At 56.6% G+C, this 17972-nt stretch carries 12 protein-coding genes, 2 tRNA genes and 2 rRNA genes; 3 read left to right on the top strand and 13 right to left on the bottom strand.

Annotation, left to right across the window (positions count from 1 at the left end):
• Nucleotides 1-74 precede the first annotated feature (74 nt).
• The 13 genes from C4J88_RS22750 to mrcB all read right to left on the bottom strand — a co-directional run bounded on the left by C4J88_RS22750 (nucleotide 75) and on the right by mrcB (nucleotide 15335).
• A 23S ribosomal RNA gene (locus C4J88_RS22750) occupies nucleotides 75-2966 on the bottom strand.
• A gap of 239 nt (nucleotides 2967-3205) precedes the next feature.
• A tRNA-Ala gene (locus C4J88_RS22755) sits at nucleotides 3206-3281 on the bottom strand.
• 10 nt (nucleotides 3282-3291) lie between these two features.
• Nucleotides 3292-3368 (bottom strand) — tRNA-Ile (locus tag C4J88_RS22760).
• A 122-nt stretch (nucleotides 3369-3490) separates the two neighbouring features.
• Nucleotides 3491-5027: ribosomal RNA gene (locus C4J88_RS22765) — 16S ribosomal RNA — on the bottom strand.
• The 16S and 23S rRNA genes sit together here with 2 tRNA genes alongside, the layout of an rRNA operon.
• Before the next feature lie 489 nt (nucleotides 5028-5516).
• Entirely contained in the window at nucleotides 5517-6137 is a 621-nt protein-coding gene (msrQ, locus tag C4J88_RS22775) for a protein-methionine-sulfoxide reductase heme-binding subunit MsrQ (RefSeq protein WP_124368355.1), read from the bottom strand.
• The gene (gene msrP / locus C4J88_RS22780) at nucleotides 6137-7150 is read right to left on the bottom strand and encodes a protein-methionine-sulfoxide reductase catalytic subunit MsrP (protein WP_124368356.1); all 1014 of its coding nucleotides are present in this window, start codon (nucleotides 7148-7150) and stop codon (nucleotides 6137-6139) included. Before msrP ends, msrQ begins: the two co-directional genes overlap by 1 nt.
• A gap of 63 nt (nucleotides 7151-7213) precedes the next feature.
• Nucleotides 7214-8071 (bottom strand): CDP-diacylglycerol--serine O-phosphatidyltransferase, encoded by an 858-nt coding sequence (gene pssA / locus C4J88_RS22785; RefSeq protein WP_070994366.1) that lies wholly within the window; start codon nucleotides 8069-8071, stop codon nucleotides 7214-7216.
• A gap of 146 nt (nucleotides 8072-8217) precedes the next feature.
• Nucleotides 8218-9234: a ketol-acid reductoisomerase gene (ilvC, locus tag C4J88_RS22790; protein WP_003212125.1), complete on the bottom strand. Its 1017-nt coding sequence runs from the start codon at nucleotides 9232-9234 to the stop codon at nucleotides 8218-8220.
• A gap of 46 nt (nucleotides 9235-9280) precedes the next feature.
• Entirely contained in the window at nucleotides 9281-9772 is a 492-nt protein-coding gene (gene ilvN, locus C4J88_RS22795) for an acetolactate synthase small subunit (RefSeq protein ID WP_003176102.1), read from the bottom strand.
• Nucleotides 9773-9774: 2 nt separating this feature from the next.
• Nucleotides 9775-11499: an acetolactate synthase 3 large subunit gene (locus tag C4J88_RS22800; protein WP_124364410.1), complete on the bottom strand. Its 1725-nt coding sequence runs from the start codon at nucleotides 11497-11499 to the stop codon at nucleotides 9775-9777.
• 431 nt (nucleotides 11500-11930) lie between these two features.
• The gene (locus tag C4J88_RS22805; RefSeq protein WP_124364411.1) at nucleotides 11931-12260 is read right to left on the bottom strand and encodes a YqcC family protein; all 330 of its coding nucleotides are present in this window, start codon (nucleotides 12258-12260) and stop codon (nucleotides 11931-11933) included.
• Nucleotides 12260-12994, bottom strand: coding sequence for a M48 family metallopeptidase (locus tag C4J88_RS22810; protein WP_124364412.1), 735 nt, complete (start codon nucleotides 12992-12994; stop codon nucleotides 12260-12262). The genes C4J88_RS22805 and C4J88_RS22810 overlap by 1 nt, the downstream gene beginning before the upstream one ends.
• A gap of 16 nt (nucleotides 12995-13010) precedes the next feature.
• Entirely contained in the window at nucleotides 13011-15335 is a 2325-nt protein-coding gene (mrcB, locus tag C4J88_RS22815) for a penicillin-binding protein 1B (RefSeq protein WP_124408178.1), read from the bottom strand.
• A 118-nt stretch (nucleotides 15336-15453) separates the two neighbouring features.
• Between mrcB and C4J88_RS22820 the strand changes: the two genes are divergently transcribed.
• The 3 genes from C4J88_RS22820 to C4J88_RS22830 all read left to right on the top strand — a co-directional run bounded on the left by C4J88_RS22820 (nucleotide 15454) and on the right by C4J88_RS22830 (nucleotide 17916).
• Nucleotides 15454-17010, top strand: a complete 1557-nt coding sequence (locus C4J88_RS22820) for a bifunctional aminoglycoside phosphotransferase/ATP-binding protein (protein WP_124408179.1) — start codon at nucleotides 15454-15456, stop codon at nucleotides 17008-17010.
• A gap of 92 nt (nucleotides 17011-17102) precedes the next feature.
• Nucleotides 17103-17447: a pentapeptide repeat-containing protein gene (locus C4J88_RS22825; RefSeq protein WP_124364415.1), complete on the top strand. Its 345-nt coding sequence runs from the start codon at nucleotides 17103-17105 to the stop codon at nucleotides 17445-17447.
• 196 nt (nucleotides 17448-17643) lie between these two features.
• Complete coding sequence (locus C4J88_RS22830) at nucleotides 17644-17916, top strand: TfoX/Sxy family protein (RefSeq protein WP_124364416.1); 273 nt, start codon at nucleotides 17644-17646, stop codon at nucleotides 17914-17916.
• Nucleotides 17917-17972: the final 56 nt, after the last annotated feature.

Here is a 17972-nt window from a genome sequence, read left to right on the forward strand (position 1 = left end):
CATTGCGTCTTCACACACCGCAATCTGGCCTCTTTCGTCTTTCAACTAGGAGCAACAAATTGCTTGGGTGTTATATGGTCAAGCCTCACGGGCAATTAGTATTGGTTAGCTCAACGCCTCACAGCGCTTACACACCCAACCTATCAACGTCGTAGTCTTCGACGGCCCTTCAGGGGACTCAAGGTCCCAGTGAGATCTCATCTTGAGGCTAGTTTCCCGCTTAGATGCTTTCAGCGGTTATCTATTCCGAACATAGCTACCCGGCAATGCCACTGGCGTGACAACCGGAACACCAGAGGTTCGTCCACTCCGGTCCTCTCGTACTAGGAGCAGCCCCTCTCAAATCTCAAACGTCCACGGCAGATAGGGACCGAACTGTCTCACGACGTTCTAAACCCAGCTCGCGTACCACTTTAAATGGCGAACAGCCATACCCTTGGGACCGGCTTCAGCCCCAGGATGTGATGAGCCGACATCGAGGTGCCAAACACCGCCGTCGATATGAACTCTTGGGCGGTATCAGCCTGTTATCCCCGGAGTACCTTTTATCCGTTGAGCGATGGCCCTTCCATACAGAACCACCGGATCACTAAGACCTACTTTCGTACCTGCTCGACGTGTCTGTCTCGCAGTCAAGCGCGCTTTTGCCTTTATACTCTACGACCGATTTCCGACCGGTCTGAGCGCACCTTCGTACTCCTCCGTTACTCTTTAGGAGGAGACCGCCCCAGTCAAACTACCCACCATACACTGTCCTCGATCCGGATAACGGACCTGAGTTAGAACCTCAAAGTTGCCAGGGTGGTATTTCAAGGTTGGCTCCACGCGAACTGGCGTCCACGCTTCAAAGCCTCCCACCTATCCTACACAAGCAAATTCAAAGTCCAGTGCAAAGCTATAGTAAAGGTTCACGGGGTCTTTCCGTCTAGCCGCGGATACACTGCATCTTCACAGCGATTTCAATTTCACTGAGTCTCGGGTGGAGACAGCGCCGCCATCGTTACGCCATTCGTGCAGGTCGGAACTTACCCGACAAGGAATTTCGCTACCTTAGGACCGTTATAGTTACGGCCGCCGTTTACCGGGGCTTCGATCAAGAGCTTCGCGTTAGCTAACCCCATCAATTAACCTTCCGGCACCGGGCAGGCGTCACACCCTATACGTCCACTTTCGTGTTTGCAGAGTGCTGTGTTTTTAATAAACAGTCGCAGCGGCCTGGTATCTTCGACCGGCATGAGCTTACGGAGCAAGTCCTTCACCCTCACCGGCGCACCTTCTCCCGAAGTTACGGTGCCATTTTGCCTAGTTCCTTCACCCGAGTTCTCTCAAGCGCCTTGGTATTCTCTACCCAACCACCTGTGTCGGTTTGGGGTACGGTTCCTGGTTACCTGAAGCTTAGAAGCTTTTCTTGGAAGCATGGCATCAACCACTTCGTCGTCTAAAAGACAACTCGTCATCAGCTCTCGGCCTTAGAATCCCGGATTTACCTAAGATTCCAGCCTACCACCTTAAACTTGGACAACCAACGCCAAGCTGGCCTAGCCTTCTCCGTCCCTCCATCGCAATAACCAGAAGTACAGGAATATTAACCTGTTTTCCATCGACTACGCTTTTCAGCCTCGCCTTAGGGACCGACTAACCCTGCGTCGATTAACGTTGCGCAGGAAACCTTGGTCTTTCGGCGTGGGTGTTTTTCACACCCATTGTCGTTACTCATGTCAGCATTCGCACTTCTGATACCTCCAGCAAGCTTCTCAACTCACCTTCACAGGCTTACAGAACGCTCCTCTACCGCATCACTTGCGTGATACCCGTAGCTTCGGTGTATGGTTTGAGCCCCGTTACATCTTCCGCGCAGGCCGACTCGACTAGTGAGCTATTACGCTTTCTTTAAAGGGTGGCTGCTTCTAAGCCAACCTCCTAGCTGTCTAAGCCTTCCCACATCGTTTCCCACTTAACCATAACTTTGGGACCTTAGCTGACGGTCTGGGTTGTTTCCCTTTTCACGACGGACGTTAGCACCCGCCGTGTGTCTCCCATGCTCGGCACTTGTAGGTATTCGGAGTTTGCATCGGTTTGGTAAGTCGGGATGACCCCCTAGCCGAAACAGTGCTCTACCCCCTACAGTGATACATGAGGCGCTACCTAAATAGCTTTCGAGGAGAACCAGCTATCTCCGAGCTTGATTAGCCTTTCACTCCGATCCACAGGTCATCCGCTAACTTTTCAACGGTAGTCGGTTCGGTCCTCCAGTTAGTGTTACCCAACCTTCAACCTGCCCATGGATAGATCGCCCGGTTTCGGGTCTATTCCCAGCGACTAGACGCCCTATTAAGACTCGCTTTCGCTACGCCTCCCCTATTCGGTTAAGCTCGCCACTGAAAATAAGTCGCTGACCCATTATACAAAAGGTACGCAGTCACCTAACAAAGTAGGCTCCCACTGCTTGTACGCATACGGTTTCAGGATCTATTTCACTCCCCTCTCCGGGGTTCTTTTCGCCTTTCCCTCACGGTACTAGTTCACTATCGGTCAGTCAGTAGTATTTAGCCTTGGAGGATGGTCCCCCCATATTCAGACAAAGTTTCTCGTGCTCCGTCCTACTCGATTTCATGACTAAGAGATTTTCGCGTACAGGGCTATCACCCACTATGGCCGCACTTTCCAGAGCGTTCCGCTAATCTCAAAGCCACTTAAGGGCTAGTCCCCGTTCGCTCGCCACTACTAAGGGAATCTCGGTTGATTTCTTTTCCTCAGGGTACTTAGATGTTTCAGTTCCCCTGGTTCGCTCCATACACCTATGTATTCAGTGTAAGGTAACCATCTTATGATGGCTGGGTTCCCCCATTCAGACATCTCCGGATCAAAGTCTGTTTGCCGACTCCCCGAAGCTTTTCGCAGGCTACCACGTCTTTCATCGCCTCTGACTGCCAAGGCATCCACCGTATGCGCTTCTTCACTTGACCATATAACCCCAAGCAATCTGGTTATACTGTGAAGACAACATTCGCCGAAAATTCGATCATACTCAATTAAGAGCGACTCACAAATTTTACCTTAGCCTGAGCCGTTACCAGTGAAAGTAACGTTCAGTCTATCTTTCTATCACATACCCAAATTTTTAAAGAACGATCTAATCAAAGACTAGAAATCAATATTCACAGCGGAATACTCATTTCTAAACTCTAACAGCAGAAACAGTTAATGGTGGAGCCAAACGGGATCGAACCGTTGACCTCCTGCGTGCAAGGCAGGCGCTCTCCCAGCTGAGCTATGGCCCCATAACAAAATTGGTGGGTCTGGGCAGATTCGAACTGCCGACCTCACCCTTATCAGGGGTGCGCTCTAACCAACTGAGCTACAGACCCAATTTCGAGCGCAACTGATTAGCTAAGAGCTATCAGCTTGGAGCTTAAAGCTGCTTCTATCGTCTTCTTCAATGAATCAAGCAATTCGTGTGGGAACTTATGGAGCAGCTGATGTCGTCGATTAAGGAGGTGATCCAGCCGCAGGTTCCCCTACGGCTACCTTGTTACGACTTCACCCCAGTCATGAATCACACCGTGGTAACCGTCCTCCCGAAGGTTAGACTAGCTACTTCTGGTGCAACCCACTCCCATGGTGTGACGGGCGGTGTGTACAAGGCCCGGGAACGTATTCACCGCGACATTCTGATTCGCGATTACTAGCGATTCCGACTTCACGCAGTCGAGTTGCAGACTGCGATCCGGACTACGATCGGTTTTCTGGGATTAGCTCCACCTCGCGGCTTGGCAACCCTCTGTACCGACCATTGTAGCACGTGTGTAGCCCAGGCCGTAAGGGCCATGATGACTTGACGTCATCCCCACCTTCCTCCGGTTTGTCACCGGCAGTCTCCTTAGAGTGCCCACCATGACGTGCTGGTAACTAAGGACAAGGGTTGCGCTCGTTACGGGACTTAACCCAACATCTCACGACACGAGCTGACGACAGCCATGCAGCACCTGTCTCAATGTTCCCGAAGGCACCAATCCATCTCTGGAAAGTTCATTGGATGTCAAGGCCTGGTAAGGTTCTTCGCGTTGCTTCGAATTAAACCACATGCTCCACCGCTTGTGCGGGCCCCCGTCAATTCATTTGAGTTTTAACCTTGCGGCCGTACTCCCCAGGCGGTCAACTTAATGCGTTAGCTGCGCCACTAAGAGCTCAAGGCTCCCAACGGCTAGTTGACATCGTTTACGGCGTGGACTACCAGGGTATCTAATCCTGTTTGCTCCCCACGCTTTCGCACCTCAGTGTCAGTGTTGGTCCAGGTGGTCGCCTTCGCCACTGGTGTTCCTTCCTATATCTACGCATTTCACCGCTACACAGGAAATTCCACCACCCTCTACCACACTCTAGTCAGTCAGTTTTGAATGCAGTTCCCAGGTTGAGCCCGGGGATTTCACATCCAACTTAACAAACCACCTACGCGCGCTTTACGCCCAGTAATTCCGATTAACGCTTGCACCCTCTGTATTACCGCGGCTGCTGGCACAGAGTTAGCCGGTGCTTATTCTGTCGGTAACGTCAAAACAATCACGTATTAGGTAACTGCCCTTCCTCCCAACTTAAAGTGCTTTACAATCCGAAGACCTTCTTCACACACGCGGCATGGCTGGATCAGGCTTTCGCCCATTGTCCAATATTCCCCACTGCTGCCTCCCGTAGGAGTCTGGACCGTGTCTCAGTTCCAGTGTGACTGATCATCCTCTCAGACCAGTTACGGATCGTCGCCTTGGTGAGCCATTACCTCACCAACTAGCTAATCCGACCTAGGCTCATCTGATAGCGCAAGGCCCGAAGGTCCCCTGCTTTCTCCCGTAGGACGTATGCGGTATTAGCGTCCGTTTCCGAACGTTATCCCCCACTACCAGGCAGATTCCTAGGCATTACTCACCCGTCCGCCGCTCTCAAGAGAAGCAAGCTTCTCTCTACCGCTCGACTTGCATGTGTTAGGCCTGCCGCCAGCGTTCAATCTGAGCCATGATCAAACTCTTCAGTTCAAACATCTTTGGGTTTTTAAGAAACCCTAAACTTGGCTCAGCAATCGTTGGTTACATCTTTGATTTCTCGCGGAGTAACTTGTGATGCTGATAATCTTGTTGACTATCAGTCTGACCCCACAAGCACCCACACGAATTGCTTGATTCAGTTGTTAAAGAGCGGTTGGTTAAGAGCTATTCGTCTCAACCGAGGCGCGCATTCTACAGCAGCCTCATTTGCTGTCAAGCGGTTATTTTCAGAAGTTTTCGAAGATTTCTTCAACAACTTCAACCACTTGCGCTTGCGATCTCTCGTAAGCGGGAGGCGAATTCTACAGCGTTACACGCTGCTGTCAACACCTCTTTTTCAACTTCCTTTTGGCTTCGATGGACTGAAGCAACCTGCTATCGAAACCTACTTAACTCATTGTTTACCAAGGAGTTTTCAGTTTCGACTGCGCCGGAAGTGGGGCGAATTATAGGCCCACAGAATCTGCCGTCAAGGGTTAATTACGCTTTTGTTGCTGCCGGTGCCTTTTTAGTAATAAGACGCGGGATCCGACGCATCACTGGCGGTACGCGCAGCAACAGAAGCAGTGCACCTATGGAAGCATAGATAGCCCACTCCTTGAGGTCAGCCCGCACTATCCACAGCATGTGTAGCAAACCGAGCCCCAGAATCACGTACACCAGGCGATGCAATTTCTTCCAGCGACTGCCCAGCCGGCGCTGACTGTAACGATTGGAGGTCAGAGCCAAAACCAGTAGAGACAAAAACCCCAAGGCGCCGACAATTATGTACGGACGCTTACGCAACTCCACGCCCAGCTGCGACCAGTCGAGCCCAAGGACAAATACGCAATAAGCCGCCAGGTGCAGCACCACATAGGCAAAGCACCACAAACCCAGCTGCCGGCGCACTGCGATCCACCCCGGCCAACCGCTGAGCTTCTGCAGCGGTGTCATCGCGAGCGTGATCAGCAACAGGATCAAGGTGCCCAGACCCAAGCGATCCACCAGCACCTTGCCCGGGTCGGGCCCCAGGGCAAAACTCCAGGCTTCATAGAGCCAGAACAACGGCCAGACAGCGGCGGCTATAAAGACGCCGATGCGCCAGATCGGATAGCGCATCAGTAATTCTTCTTCAGGTCGAGATCTGTATAGAGAGCAGCAACCTCATCCGCGTAGCCATTGAACATCTGCGTCTCACGCACATTCGGGCTGAAAAGGCCGCTCGGTAGACGACGCTCCCGTGCCTGGGTCCAGCGCGGATGGTCAACCGTAGGGTTCACATTCGCATAAAACCCATACTCATCGGCAGCAATACTCTGCCAGGTCGTTTTAGGTTGCTCGCTGACAAGACTGATCCGCACAATCGACTTCACGCTCTTGAAGCCATACTTCCAAGGCACGACCAAACGCAGGGGCGCCCCGTTCTGGTTAGGCAGCTCCCGCCCGTACATACCCACGGCAAGGATCGCCAACGGATTCATCGCCTCGTCCAGACGCAGCCCTTCTACATAAGGCCAGTCGATCAAGCCGAAACTGGAGCGCTGACCCGGCATGCTCTTTGGATCCTGTAGCGTTTCGAAGCGGATGAATTTCGCCCTTGAAGTAGGCTCAACCTGCTTGAGCAAGGCGGAAACAGGAAAGCCGATCCAGGGAATCACCATCGACCACGCTTCGACGCAACGCAGCCGGTAGATGCGCTCTTCCAATTCGTAAGGTTTCATGAAGTCTTCCAAGGCGTAGCGCCCCGGCTTCGCAACTTCACCATCAATCACAACACTCCAGGGCTCAGTCTTGAGCGAACCCGCATTTGCCGCCGGATCGCCCTTGTCTGTGCCGAACTCGTAGAAGTTGTTGTAGTGGGTTGCATCCTTGAACGGCGTGATGGCCTCGCCCTTGACCGTCACAGCCTGCCACTTGGTGCCTGGAAGCTTTTGCGTAAACCAGTCAGGCGCCCTGCCCGGCTCGACATCGGCATAACGTGCCGCCTCTTCGGCACTGGCCCAACGTGGCAAGCTGCTCGCGGCAATACCGGCAAGCGCACCACCAAGCAAGCTGCGGCGAGAGAGGTAGAACGATTCAGGCGTGACATCCGATTCGTGGCAATCGGACGCTTTGGGGATCTTGATTAACATGGCAACTCCGCAGCATTGGAGGACAGGTGCACCAATAGACTGCGGAGTATGGGGGAAATTACATTAAGGCAATGTTTTGTCCCGGCGAAGATGCAGCAGGTACTGCACCGGCCCCGACGCCGCGTAGACCAGGAAGGCCAACAATAGAATTCTTGGCGGGTCGCTGAACACCACCGCAAACACCAGCACCACCACAAGAATAGCCACGAAAGGCACACGCCCCTTGAGGTCGAATTCCTTGAAGCTGTTGTACTTGATGTTGCTGACCATCAGCATGCCGGCTGCCGCGACCATCAAGGCTACCAGGAACGACATCTTCGAACCCTGGATGCCATAGTCACTGAACGCCCAGACGATACCCGCCACCACGCCCGCAGCAGCCGGACTGGCCAGGCCAATGAAGTAACGCTTGTCGGCAGTGCCTACTTGAGTGTTGAAGCGCGCCAGACGCAACGCCGCGCCCGCCACATAGATGAAGGCCACCATCCAGCCGACCTTACCCATGTCACCCAGCGCCCAGGCAAACGCCAGCAACGCCGGGGCGACACCAAAGGCAACCATGTCCGACAACGAGTCGTACTCGGCACCGAAGGCGCTTTGGGTATTGGTCATGCGCGCCACACGACCATCCAGTCCATCAAGCACCATGGCGACGAAGATTGCGATGGCAGCAAAACCGAAATACTTGCTGGCACTCGCGGCATCACCCGCCGCCAATGCGCTCTGGGCACTCATCGAGTTGATGATGGAATAGAAGCCGGCAAACAGGTTCGCCGTGGTGAACAGGTTGGGCAGCAGATAGATGCCACGATGCCGGACCTTGCGGCCTTCCGCGTCATGCCCTTCTTCGACATGTTCATCGATTGGCAGCAGGCTTTCGGCGTCAGAAGCCTGGCTTGGCTCTTCGGGACGTTCGCTCATGGATTTTACCTTGCAACGGTGTGAAAAAAATTCGACAGATACTTGCGGCGAGTGTTCGCCCGCAAACGATGCAGCTTTATACCAGAACCCGCTTACCCAAACGAAAAAACGCGGCCGAAGCCGCGTCTTCCCTTGATACGTGCGACTTAATTCTTGGCTTTGTCGACGATCTTGTTGGCACCGATCCACGGCATCATGGAGCGCAGTTGCTCGCCGATGATTTCGATACCGTGGGCGGCGTTGTTACGACGCTTGGCGGTCATCGAAGGGTAGCCGGTCGCGCCTTCGCTGATGAACATCTTGGCGTATTCGCCGTCCTGAATACGTTTCAGAGCGTTGCGCATTGCCTGACGGGACTCGGCGTTGATCACTTCCGGGCCGGTGACGTACTCACCGTACTCGGCGTTGTTGGAGATCGAGTAGTTCATGTTGGCGATACCGCCTTCGTACATGAGGTCAACGATCAACTTCAGTTCGTGCAGGCATTCGAAGTAGGCCATTTCCGGCGCGTAGCCAGCTTCAACCAGGGTTTCGAAACCGGCTTTCACCAGCTCAACGGTACCACCGCACAGGACGGCTTGTTCGCCGAACAGGTCGGTTTCAGTCTCGTCCTTGAAGGTGGTTTCGATGATGCCGGTACGACCACCGCCGACACCGGCAGCGTAGGACAGTGCAACGTTCTTGGCGTTGCCCGAAGCGTCCTGGTAGATCGCGATCAGGTCGGGAATACCGCCGCCCTTGACGAACTCGGAGCGTACGGTGTGGCCCGGAGCCTTCGGCGCGATCATGATCACGTCGAGGTCAGCGCGCGGCACAACCTGGTTGTAGTGGATCGCGAAGCCGTGGGAGAAGGCCAGGGTGGCGCCCTTCTTGATGTTCGGCTCGATTTCGTTCTTGTACAGCGCGGATTGGAATTCGTCCGGGGTCAGGATCATGACCAGGTCGGCAGCTGCCACAGCGGAAGCAACGTCGGTCACTTTCAGGCCGTGGGCTTCAGCCTTGGCAACGGTCGCCGAGCCTTTGCGCAAGCCAACGGTGACGTCAACGCCGGAATCTTTGAGGTTGCACGCTTGAGCGTGGCCCTGGGAGCCGTAACCGATGATGGCGACTTTCTTGCCCTGGATGATCGACAGGTCACAATCTTTATCGTAATAAACTTTCATGAGGTTCCTCTATATATCCAGGCCGTAAGGCCATTCGCTAATTGGGTTAGATGCTGAGTACTTTGTCGCCACGGGCAATCCCGGTGACACCACTGCGTACGGTTTCCAGAATCGAGGCCGTCCCGATCGACTGGATGAAGCTGTCCAGCTTGTCGCTCGTACCGGTCAATTGAACGGTATAAACGCTGGCGCTCACATCGACGATCTGCCCGCGATAAATATCGGTAGTGCGCTTGATCTCGGCACGCTGGGCACCCGTGGCCTTGACCTTGACCAGCATCAGCTCACGCTCGATGTGAGCACTTTCCGACAGGTCGACCAGCTTGACCACTTCGATCAGCTTGTTGAGGTTCTTGGTGATCTGCTCGATCACCTCATCGTGGCCCACGGTGGTCAACGTCAGGCGCGACAGGGTCGGGTCTTCGGTCGGGGCCACGGTCAGGCTTTCGATGTTGTAGTTGCGTTGCGAAAACAGGCCGACAACACGAGACAGAGCGCCGGGTTCGTTCTCCAGAAGCAGGGAGATAATGTGCCGCATGATTAAGTACGCTCCGTCTTGTTCAGCCACATGTCGCGCATCGAGCCGTCTTTGATCTGCATCGGGTAGACGTGCTCGCTGGTATCCACCTGAATATCGATGAACACCAGGCGGTCCTTCATGGCGAACGCCTCTTCCATCTTCGGCTTCAGATCTTTCAGATCGGTGATGCGCATGCCGACGTGGCCATAGGCTTCAACCAATTTGACGAAATCCGGCAACGATTCCATGTAGGAATGGGAGTGACGGCTACCGTAGCTCATGTCCTGCCACTGACGAACCATGCCCAGCACGCCGTTGTTCAGGCAGACGATCTTCACCGGAAGGCCGTACTGCAGGCACGTTGACAGTTCCTGGATGTTCATCTGGATGCTGCCTTCACCGGTGACACAGGCAACGTCGGCATCCGGAAAGCTCAGCTTTACGCCCATGGCCGCCGGAAAACCAAAGCCCATCGTGCCCAGGCCACCGGAGTTGATCCAGCGGTTAGGCTTGTCGAATTTGTAGTACTGCGCGGCGAACATCTGGTGCTGGCCCACGTCGGAGGTCACAAAGGCGTCGCCCTTGGTCACTTCGCACAGGGTTTCGATCACGGTTTGTGGCTTGATGATGCTGCCGTCGCCCTTGTCGTACGGGAACAGGCCGCGGTCACCGCGCCATTCGTCGATCTGCTTCCACCAGCTGGCAACGGATTCCTTGTTCGGCGTTTCGCCGATGTCCTTGAGCGCGGCGACCATTTCGGTCAGCACGCTTTCCACCGGGCCCACGATTGGCACGTCGGCCTTGATGGTCTTGGAAATGGACGCCGGGTCGATGTCGATATGGATGATCTTGGCATTCGGGCAGAACTTGCTCGCGCCGTTGATCACGCGGTCATCGAACCGTGCGCCCACCGCCAGAATCACATCGGCGTGGTGCATGGCGAGGTTGGCGGTATAGCTGCCGTGCATACCGAGCATGCCGACGAATTGACGGTCCGAACCCGGGAATGCGCCAAGCCCCATCAAGGTATTGGTCACCGGCAGGTTGAGCAGCTTGGCCAATTCTGTGAGCGGTGCGGAGCCGCCCCCCAGAATCACGCCGCCGCCGGAGTACAGCACCGGGCGCTTGGCCGCGAGAAGCATTTCCGCCGCCTTGCGGATTTGTCCGGAGTGCCCACGTACGGCCGGGCTGTAGGAGCGCAGCTTGGCTTTCTTCGGGAAAATGTATTCGAATTTCTCGGCCGGGTTGGTCATGTCCTTGGGAATATCCACCACGACAGGTCCCGGACGACCGGATTGTGCGAGGTAGAACGCCTTTTTCATGATTTCCGGAATTTCCGACGCGTGCTTGATCATGAAGCTGTGTTTCACGATCGGGCGGGAGATACCGATCATGTCGGTTTCCTGGAACGCGTCGGTACCGACCATGGTGCTGGCGACCTGGCCGGAAATGATCACCATGGGAATGGAGTCCATATAAGCAGTCGCGATGCCAGTGATGGCATTGGTTGCGCCTGGGCCGGAGGTTACCAGTACCACGCCGGCTTTACCGGTGGCACGGGCATAACCGTCAGCCATATGGGTTGCGGCCTGTTCGTGGCGAACCAGGATGTGGGTAACAGCCGGTTCCTTGAACAGTGCGTCGTAGACATGCAGCAGAGCACCACCTGGGTACCCGTAGATATAGTCGACGCCTTCGTCACGCAAAAAGCGGACGAGCATCTCACCGCCAGATAAAAGCTCCACGTTGTTCACCTCTAAAACGCCAGAATACCGTCCGTTGAAAACCGACGGGTCTTAATAGGTTTACTTCTCAACAGAGCATGAGCGACGGTGGTCGCCGACTACGTCAGCACTGACTGAGCAAGTATTGGGATCGTCCCAAGTGTTGCGGGCTTTTCCCACCCAGCGCGAGGTAACGCGTTGCGGGTGTTACAGGTCGGCGCGGGTGTGCGCCTCATGATCTGCCGAGCGGGCCTGCTTCTGGCAGTCCCGATACAGCGGACTTTGGATTCTTCTGTTTCAGGCCCTTCAAGTCAAGCAATAATTGCGCTTTTTTCCAACTAAGCGCATGAGAACGTAGGAGAAAGGCCTGTGAGGAGGGATAAAACTCGCCTGAATGTCGTCAAGCGGTAGAAATATGCGCAAGACTGCCGGAAAAACCGACAGTCAGGCAATTAACCAGCGTCAGCGATCAGTTGGTCGAACTTTTTCAGCGCATTACGCAAGCCGAGGCTCTCTCGCGGACGGTCGGCGTAGACCATCTCGGCCATTTCCAGAATGCCGGAAGCGTTGGGCAGAGGCAGGTCTTGTTCGAGGATCTGCTTCATGCGTACCAGGAAAATCCATTGCAGCCATTGGTGAAAATCCAATGTGTCGACCGAAAAAGGCTCGACGCTGCTGAGCGCTTCGGCGCTGGGGGGCACTTCATCCCACCAGCCCTGCACGCGCAACTCTCGCTCGATCAATAACAACTGCTCGGCAATCGCCGGGAACCGCCCATCCATCAGAGGCTGACCTTGGCTTTTGCCCGAGCCTGGGCAGCGCCGGCAGCGTCGCCTTGGGCGGCACGCGCGTCACCGATCAACCCCCACAGGCTGGCTTGCAGGTCGGGGCGACCGTTGGCCAGGGTCAAACCACGGCGAGCGAACTGCTCGGCTTGCGGCGCATCACCCTGGGCCAGGCGTACTTGGGCCAGGCGATACAACACTTGTGGCTCGCGAGGGGCAACGCGTTGAGCACGCTCCAGGCTCGACGAAGCGCCATTGAGATCACCACCGGCCTGCTGTTGCTGGGCGGTGGTGAGCAGCGCCAGTACCGGGCCATCCAGTTGTTCGTCAGCCGACAGGCCGCCGGCACTGGACGACGAAGGAATACCGCTCGGCGTCGAAGGCATGGTGTAAGTGCCCTGGTTGACCGGCGCCGTCTGGATCGGCGTGGAATCGATCGGCGCCGAAGTGCCTGGGCCTGGCGTCCAGGGTTCGGCACTGATCGGGGCCGCGGTTGCAGCGCCACTGCCAGGCACCATCACCACCACGCCCGAATCCTGTGGCATTGCCTGAGGCTTGGCCTGTGCCGGACGGTTGGTCACGGTTTGACGAAACCCGCCATTGGCCGAAATCCGGTCGTTATTGGAGACGTTAGTACTCGAATCCACCACCGGAATCGAGCCGCGTTGCACGCTGGAGCAACCGCCGAGCAAAGCCAGAACGGTAATCGCTGGAATCCACAACTTGTTCACTTGAAACCCTCTTTGCTTAATTCATCCAGCCCTTGACCCAATCCATCACCGACTCCGCGTCAGCAGGGGCACTGCCCCCGCATGCGGCACCGGCTGGTGGCTCGCTGCCGCGAATATACGGCATCTGCACCGCACCCGGGCAGTTGGCATCCGAACCCTGGCCCGTGTGCGGATCAATCCAGGCCTGCACGATGTTGTCCGGCTGCGGCATGTTGAGTGGCAACGGGTCTGCCTTGCGCATGAAGCTGGTCCAGACCTGCAGCGCACCGGTCGCTCCGGTGAATGGCGTCTTGCCATTGTCGTCACGGCCCAGCCACACCACGGCCAATACGTCCTGGCCAAAACCTGCGAACCAACTGTCGCGCGAATCGTTACTGGTGCCGGTCTTGCCCGCCAGCGTCAGGTTCGACGGCAGCACGCTGTAGACCGAGCGCCCGGTACCTTCACGCATCACGCGCTGCATGGCGTTTTGGATCAGGTAGATGGAGCCCGCGTCGAAGCGTTGCTGGATCTGGAACGGGTAGCGCTTGAGCGGTTCGCCCTCGGCGGTCAGCACGCTGCGAATACCGCGCATCGGCGTATTGAAGCCACCGTTGGCCAAGGTCTGGTACATGGTGGCCACTTCCATCGGGCTCATGGCCGCCGCACCCAGCAACATCGAGGGGAACGCCGGGAACTCGCGCTCGATACCCAGTCGCGCCAGGGTTTTCAGCACATTCGGCACACCCACTTCCAGCCCCAGGCGCGATGTCGAGATGTTGTAGGAATGCGCCAGCCCCTGATACAGGAACACGGTGCCGTGGGAGTGGCGGTCGAAGTTCTTTGGCGTCCACACCTGGCCATCGGCGCCTTTGATCGACAGCGGGTCATCCGACAGCCAACTGGTCAGTGTGTACTTGCTCGGTTTTTCCAGGGCGGTCAGGTAGACCGCTGGCTTGACCAGCGAGCCAATCGGGCGCACGGCATCCAGCGCGCGGTTGAACCCGGCGAAGCTGGCCTGACGGCTACCGATCATGGCCTGGACCTCGCCGGTTTCCGGGTTGGTCACCACCATCGCGGCTTCTACTTCATCGGAGCCTTTGCGGCCTGTCAGGCGCTTGAAGGTGTCATTGACCGACGCTTCGGCTTTCATCTGCAGGATGGGGTCGAAGCTGGTGAAGATTCGCAGGCCTTCCTCGGTCAAGTCTTCGTCGCGATAGTCCTCGCGCAGTTGGCGTTTGACCAGGTCGATAAAGCCGGGGAATGAGCTATCTGCCAGCTTGCCGCGAGTGGTAACACCCAGCGGCATTTTCTTCGCGGCCGCGACCTGCTCGGCCGTGGCGACGCCCTGCTGTTCCAATACATCGAGTACCAGGTTGCGGCGTTCAAGCGCACGCTCAGGGTTGCGACGCGGGTTGTAATAGGACGGCCCCTTGACCATCCCTACCAGCAGCGCAACCTGGTGCAACTTCAATTCGGACAACGGCTGCCCGAAGAAGAACTGGCTGGCCAGGCCGAAACCGTGCACTGCGCGCTGACCATCCTGGCCGACGAAGACCTCGTTGAGGTACGCCTCGAGAATTTCCTGCTTGCTGTAATGCAACTCCAGCAGCATTGCCATCATGGCTTCGGTGAGCTTGCGGGTGAGGCTGCGCTCGTTGGTCAGGTAGAAGTTCTTCACCAATTGCTGGGTGAGCGTGCTGCCGCCCTGGGTCATCTTGCCGCCGGAAGTATTGACCCACACCGCGCGGGCAATCGACTTCGGCGAAACGCCCCAGTGGCTGTAGAAGTCGCGGTCTTCTACTGCTACCAGGGTTTCCAACAGGTACGGCGGCGCCTGATCGAGCTTGATCAGGATCCGGTCTTCAAGATTCTTCGGGTAGATACCGCCGATCATCAGCGGCTCGAGGCGTACCACTGGCAGCTTGGCGCCGTTGAGCGACGACAACTCAGCCACGTAATCGCCGGAAAAACGCACGCGTACCGGCTGGGCTTTTTCCAGGCCTTCGTAGAACTGGAAGCCGCGGGTGTTCAGGTCGACGGTATTGCCGCTGACGGCCGCCGCGCCCGGGCCGTTGCTCACGGGTTCGCGGCGATAGCCCAGCGCATCGAGTTCGGTGAGGAAGTCCTCCTTGCTCAACTTCTGGCCGGCGAACAATTCCAGCGGACGTGCGTAAACCTTGGCCGGGATGGTCCAGCGCTTGCCGGAGAACTTCTCCTGGACCACGGCGTCGAGATACACCGCCACGCCGGCGAGCGCCACAAGGCCAACCAGGCCGAGCTTGAGCGCCCAGCCCAGCCACGGGCGCAGGCTGCGCGAAGGAGGTTTTTTACGGGAACGGGGAGATCGGGTTCGAGTCATGGCGGCGGATTATACGCACTTTATTGATGATCAACATGAGCCGGACAGCGGTTTGCACGACCGCCCGTAGCGGCCATAATGCTCGCCATGATTTCTCCCAGACTTTGAAGGATCGCCCGTGAGCCAGTCCCTGATTGCCGCCCTGCAAAACCCGGCGTTGTACCCGCATCCGGTGGAAGCGTTTCAAGTCATTGAAACCCACATTTCCTGGGTGATCCTGACCGGTCCCTATGCTTATAAACTGAAGAAACCGATGAACTTCGGCTTCCTCGATTTCACCGACCTGGAAAAACGCGGTCACTTCTGCAACGAAGAGCTGCGCCTCAACCAGCGCCTGACCGAAGATTTGTATCTTGAAGTGTTGCCAATTACCGGCACTGCCGACGCACCGCAATTGGCGGGCGACAGCCCGGTGATCGAGTACGCGCTGAAAATGCGTCAGTTCCCGCAAAGTCAGATGCTGAGCACCTTGCAAGCCAACGGTGAACTCAGCAGCGCGCACATTGACGAAATGGCCAAGCAGATTGCGCACTTTCACCTCACCGCGCCCAAGGTCCCGCAGCAGCACCCGGCCGGCACCCCGGAAGAAGTGATGGCACCGGTCCGCCAGAACTTCGAACAGATCCGCCCGTTCCTGAGTGACAAGGCCGACCTCATTCAACTGGAGGCCCTGCAAGCCTGGGCGCAAAGCAGCTTCGAACGCCTCAAGCCATTGCTGGAGCAGCGCAAGCTCAACGGTTTCACCCGTGAATGCCATGGTGATATCCACTTGGGTAACGCCACGCTGATCGATGGCCATGTAGTGATCTTCGACTGCATCGAATTCAACGAGCCGTTCCGCTTTACCGACGTGTATGCCGACACCGCGTTCCTGGCGATGGACCTGGAAGACCGTGGCCTCAAATGCCTGGCACGCCGATTTATCAGCCAGTACCTGGAACTGACCGGCGATTATCAGGGCCTGGAGCTGCTGAATTTCTACAAGGCTTATCGCGCACTGGTGCGGGCGAAAGTTGCCCTGTTCAGCATGCCGAGCGAAGCCGACCCGGTGCAACGCGCCACCACCCTGCGCCAGTACCGCAACTACGCCAATCTGGCGGAAAGCTACAGCACGATTCCGTCGCGCTTCCTGGCCATCACCCATGGGGTTTCGGCCGTGGGCAAAAGCCATGTGGCCATGCGCCTGGTCGAGGCCTTAGGCGCTGTTCGCCTGCGCTCGGACGTGGAACGCAAGCGACTGTTTGGCGAGCAGCAGGTCGAAAACACCCCGCAAGCCGGCATCTACAGCGAGGACGCCAGTGCTGCGACGTACACACGCCTGAATGAAATGGCCGACACCGTGCTGCGCGCCGGTTTCCCGGTGGTGCTGGATGCCACCTTCCTCAAACGCGCACAACGTGACGCGGCGGCCCAGGTTGCCGAAGCCACCGGGGCCCCGTTCCTGATTCTGGATTGCAATGCCCCTCAGGCCGTCATCGCCAGTTGGCTGGCACAACGTCAGGCAGATAAAAACGATCCGTCCGACGCAACGTTGCTGGTTATTGAAGAACAAAACGCCAGTCGTGACCCGCTGACCGCTCAAGAGCTGCTGTTGAGTAAACGCGTCGAGACCAATGAAAGCGGGACGCTCGATGCATTGGTCGGGCATATTCGTCAACGCTTGCCCGGCCTGTAAGAAATATTTCTTGGTCGTGTCGTCTACTTTGGCGCACGACCCTGCAATAGTGGCACTATAATGGCGCCATAATTCCAACAGGAGTCGCCGTCATGAGTCAGCCCAAGCTTCTTGATACACCGCTCTATGCGCTCCTGCACAAGGACGACATTCGGGGCTTCAACCAAGAGCGCCCCGAAGGCGGCGTTATCGACATGCGCGGCGGCGACTTCCGAGGGTTGGACCTGCGCGAGCTGAACGCTGCGGGGATCGACTTTACCGACGCCTATTTCCGCTCCGCCGACCTGCGCGGGCTGGATTTGCGCGAGTGTTCACTGGAAGGCGCCAGCCTGGCCCATGCGCAGATTTCCGGTACTTACTTCTCACCCGACCTGACGGCTGACGAGATTCTGATGTCGGTGAATTTCGGTACCCGCCTGCGTTACCGCACCAAATAACCTCAAGACTCCGGCTCCCGGCTGCTTTCAAGCTTGCCGGGCGTCTTCCCGTGCCTGACACGTAGGGTCATTCTTATAAGCTTTTCAGCCGTTCTCGAGCAAAGAATCACGCTTTTCCTACTGAGCGCTACACTCATTTTCAGGCTTGCCTGGTCACGATACCCACCGCACCATTCGGCCGTCGCAAGGAGGCTCGATGAACGATGAGCTGCAACACCTGAAGAATCTTGGCAAGACGTCGGCGCAGTGGCTGCATGCGGCGGGCATCCACAGCGCGTCCGACCTGCGCCGCCTGGGCGCGGTCGATGCTTACCGAGCCGTGCGAACTCGCGGGTTCCGGGCATCAAAAGTGTTGCTGTATGCGATTGAAGGCGCGCTGATGGACGTGCATTGGAATGACATTCCCACAGAGCGCAAGGAAGCGTTGAACCGTCAGTTGGAGGCGCTCTCAACACGCCAGAAGATGTAAATCCACCGATTTTCAGGATTTTTGAGAAAAGTAGGGGAATGTTGTTGACTCTCAAA

Origin of the sequence: Pseudomonas sp. R4-39-08 (assembly GCF_003852275.1) — a bacterium.
GTDB lineage: Bacteria > Pseudomonadota > Gammaproteobacteria > Pseudomonadales > Pseudomonadaceae > Aquipseudomonas.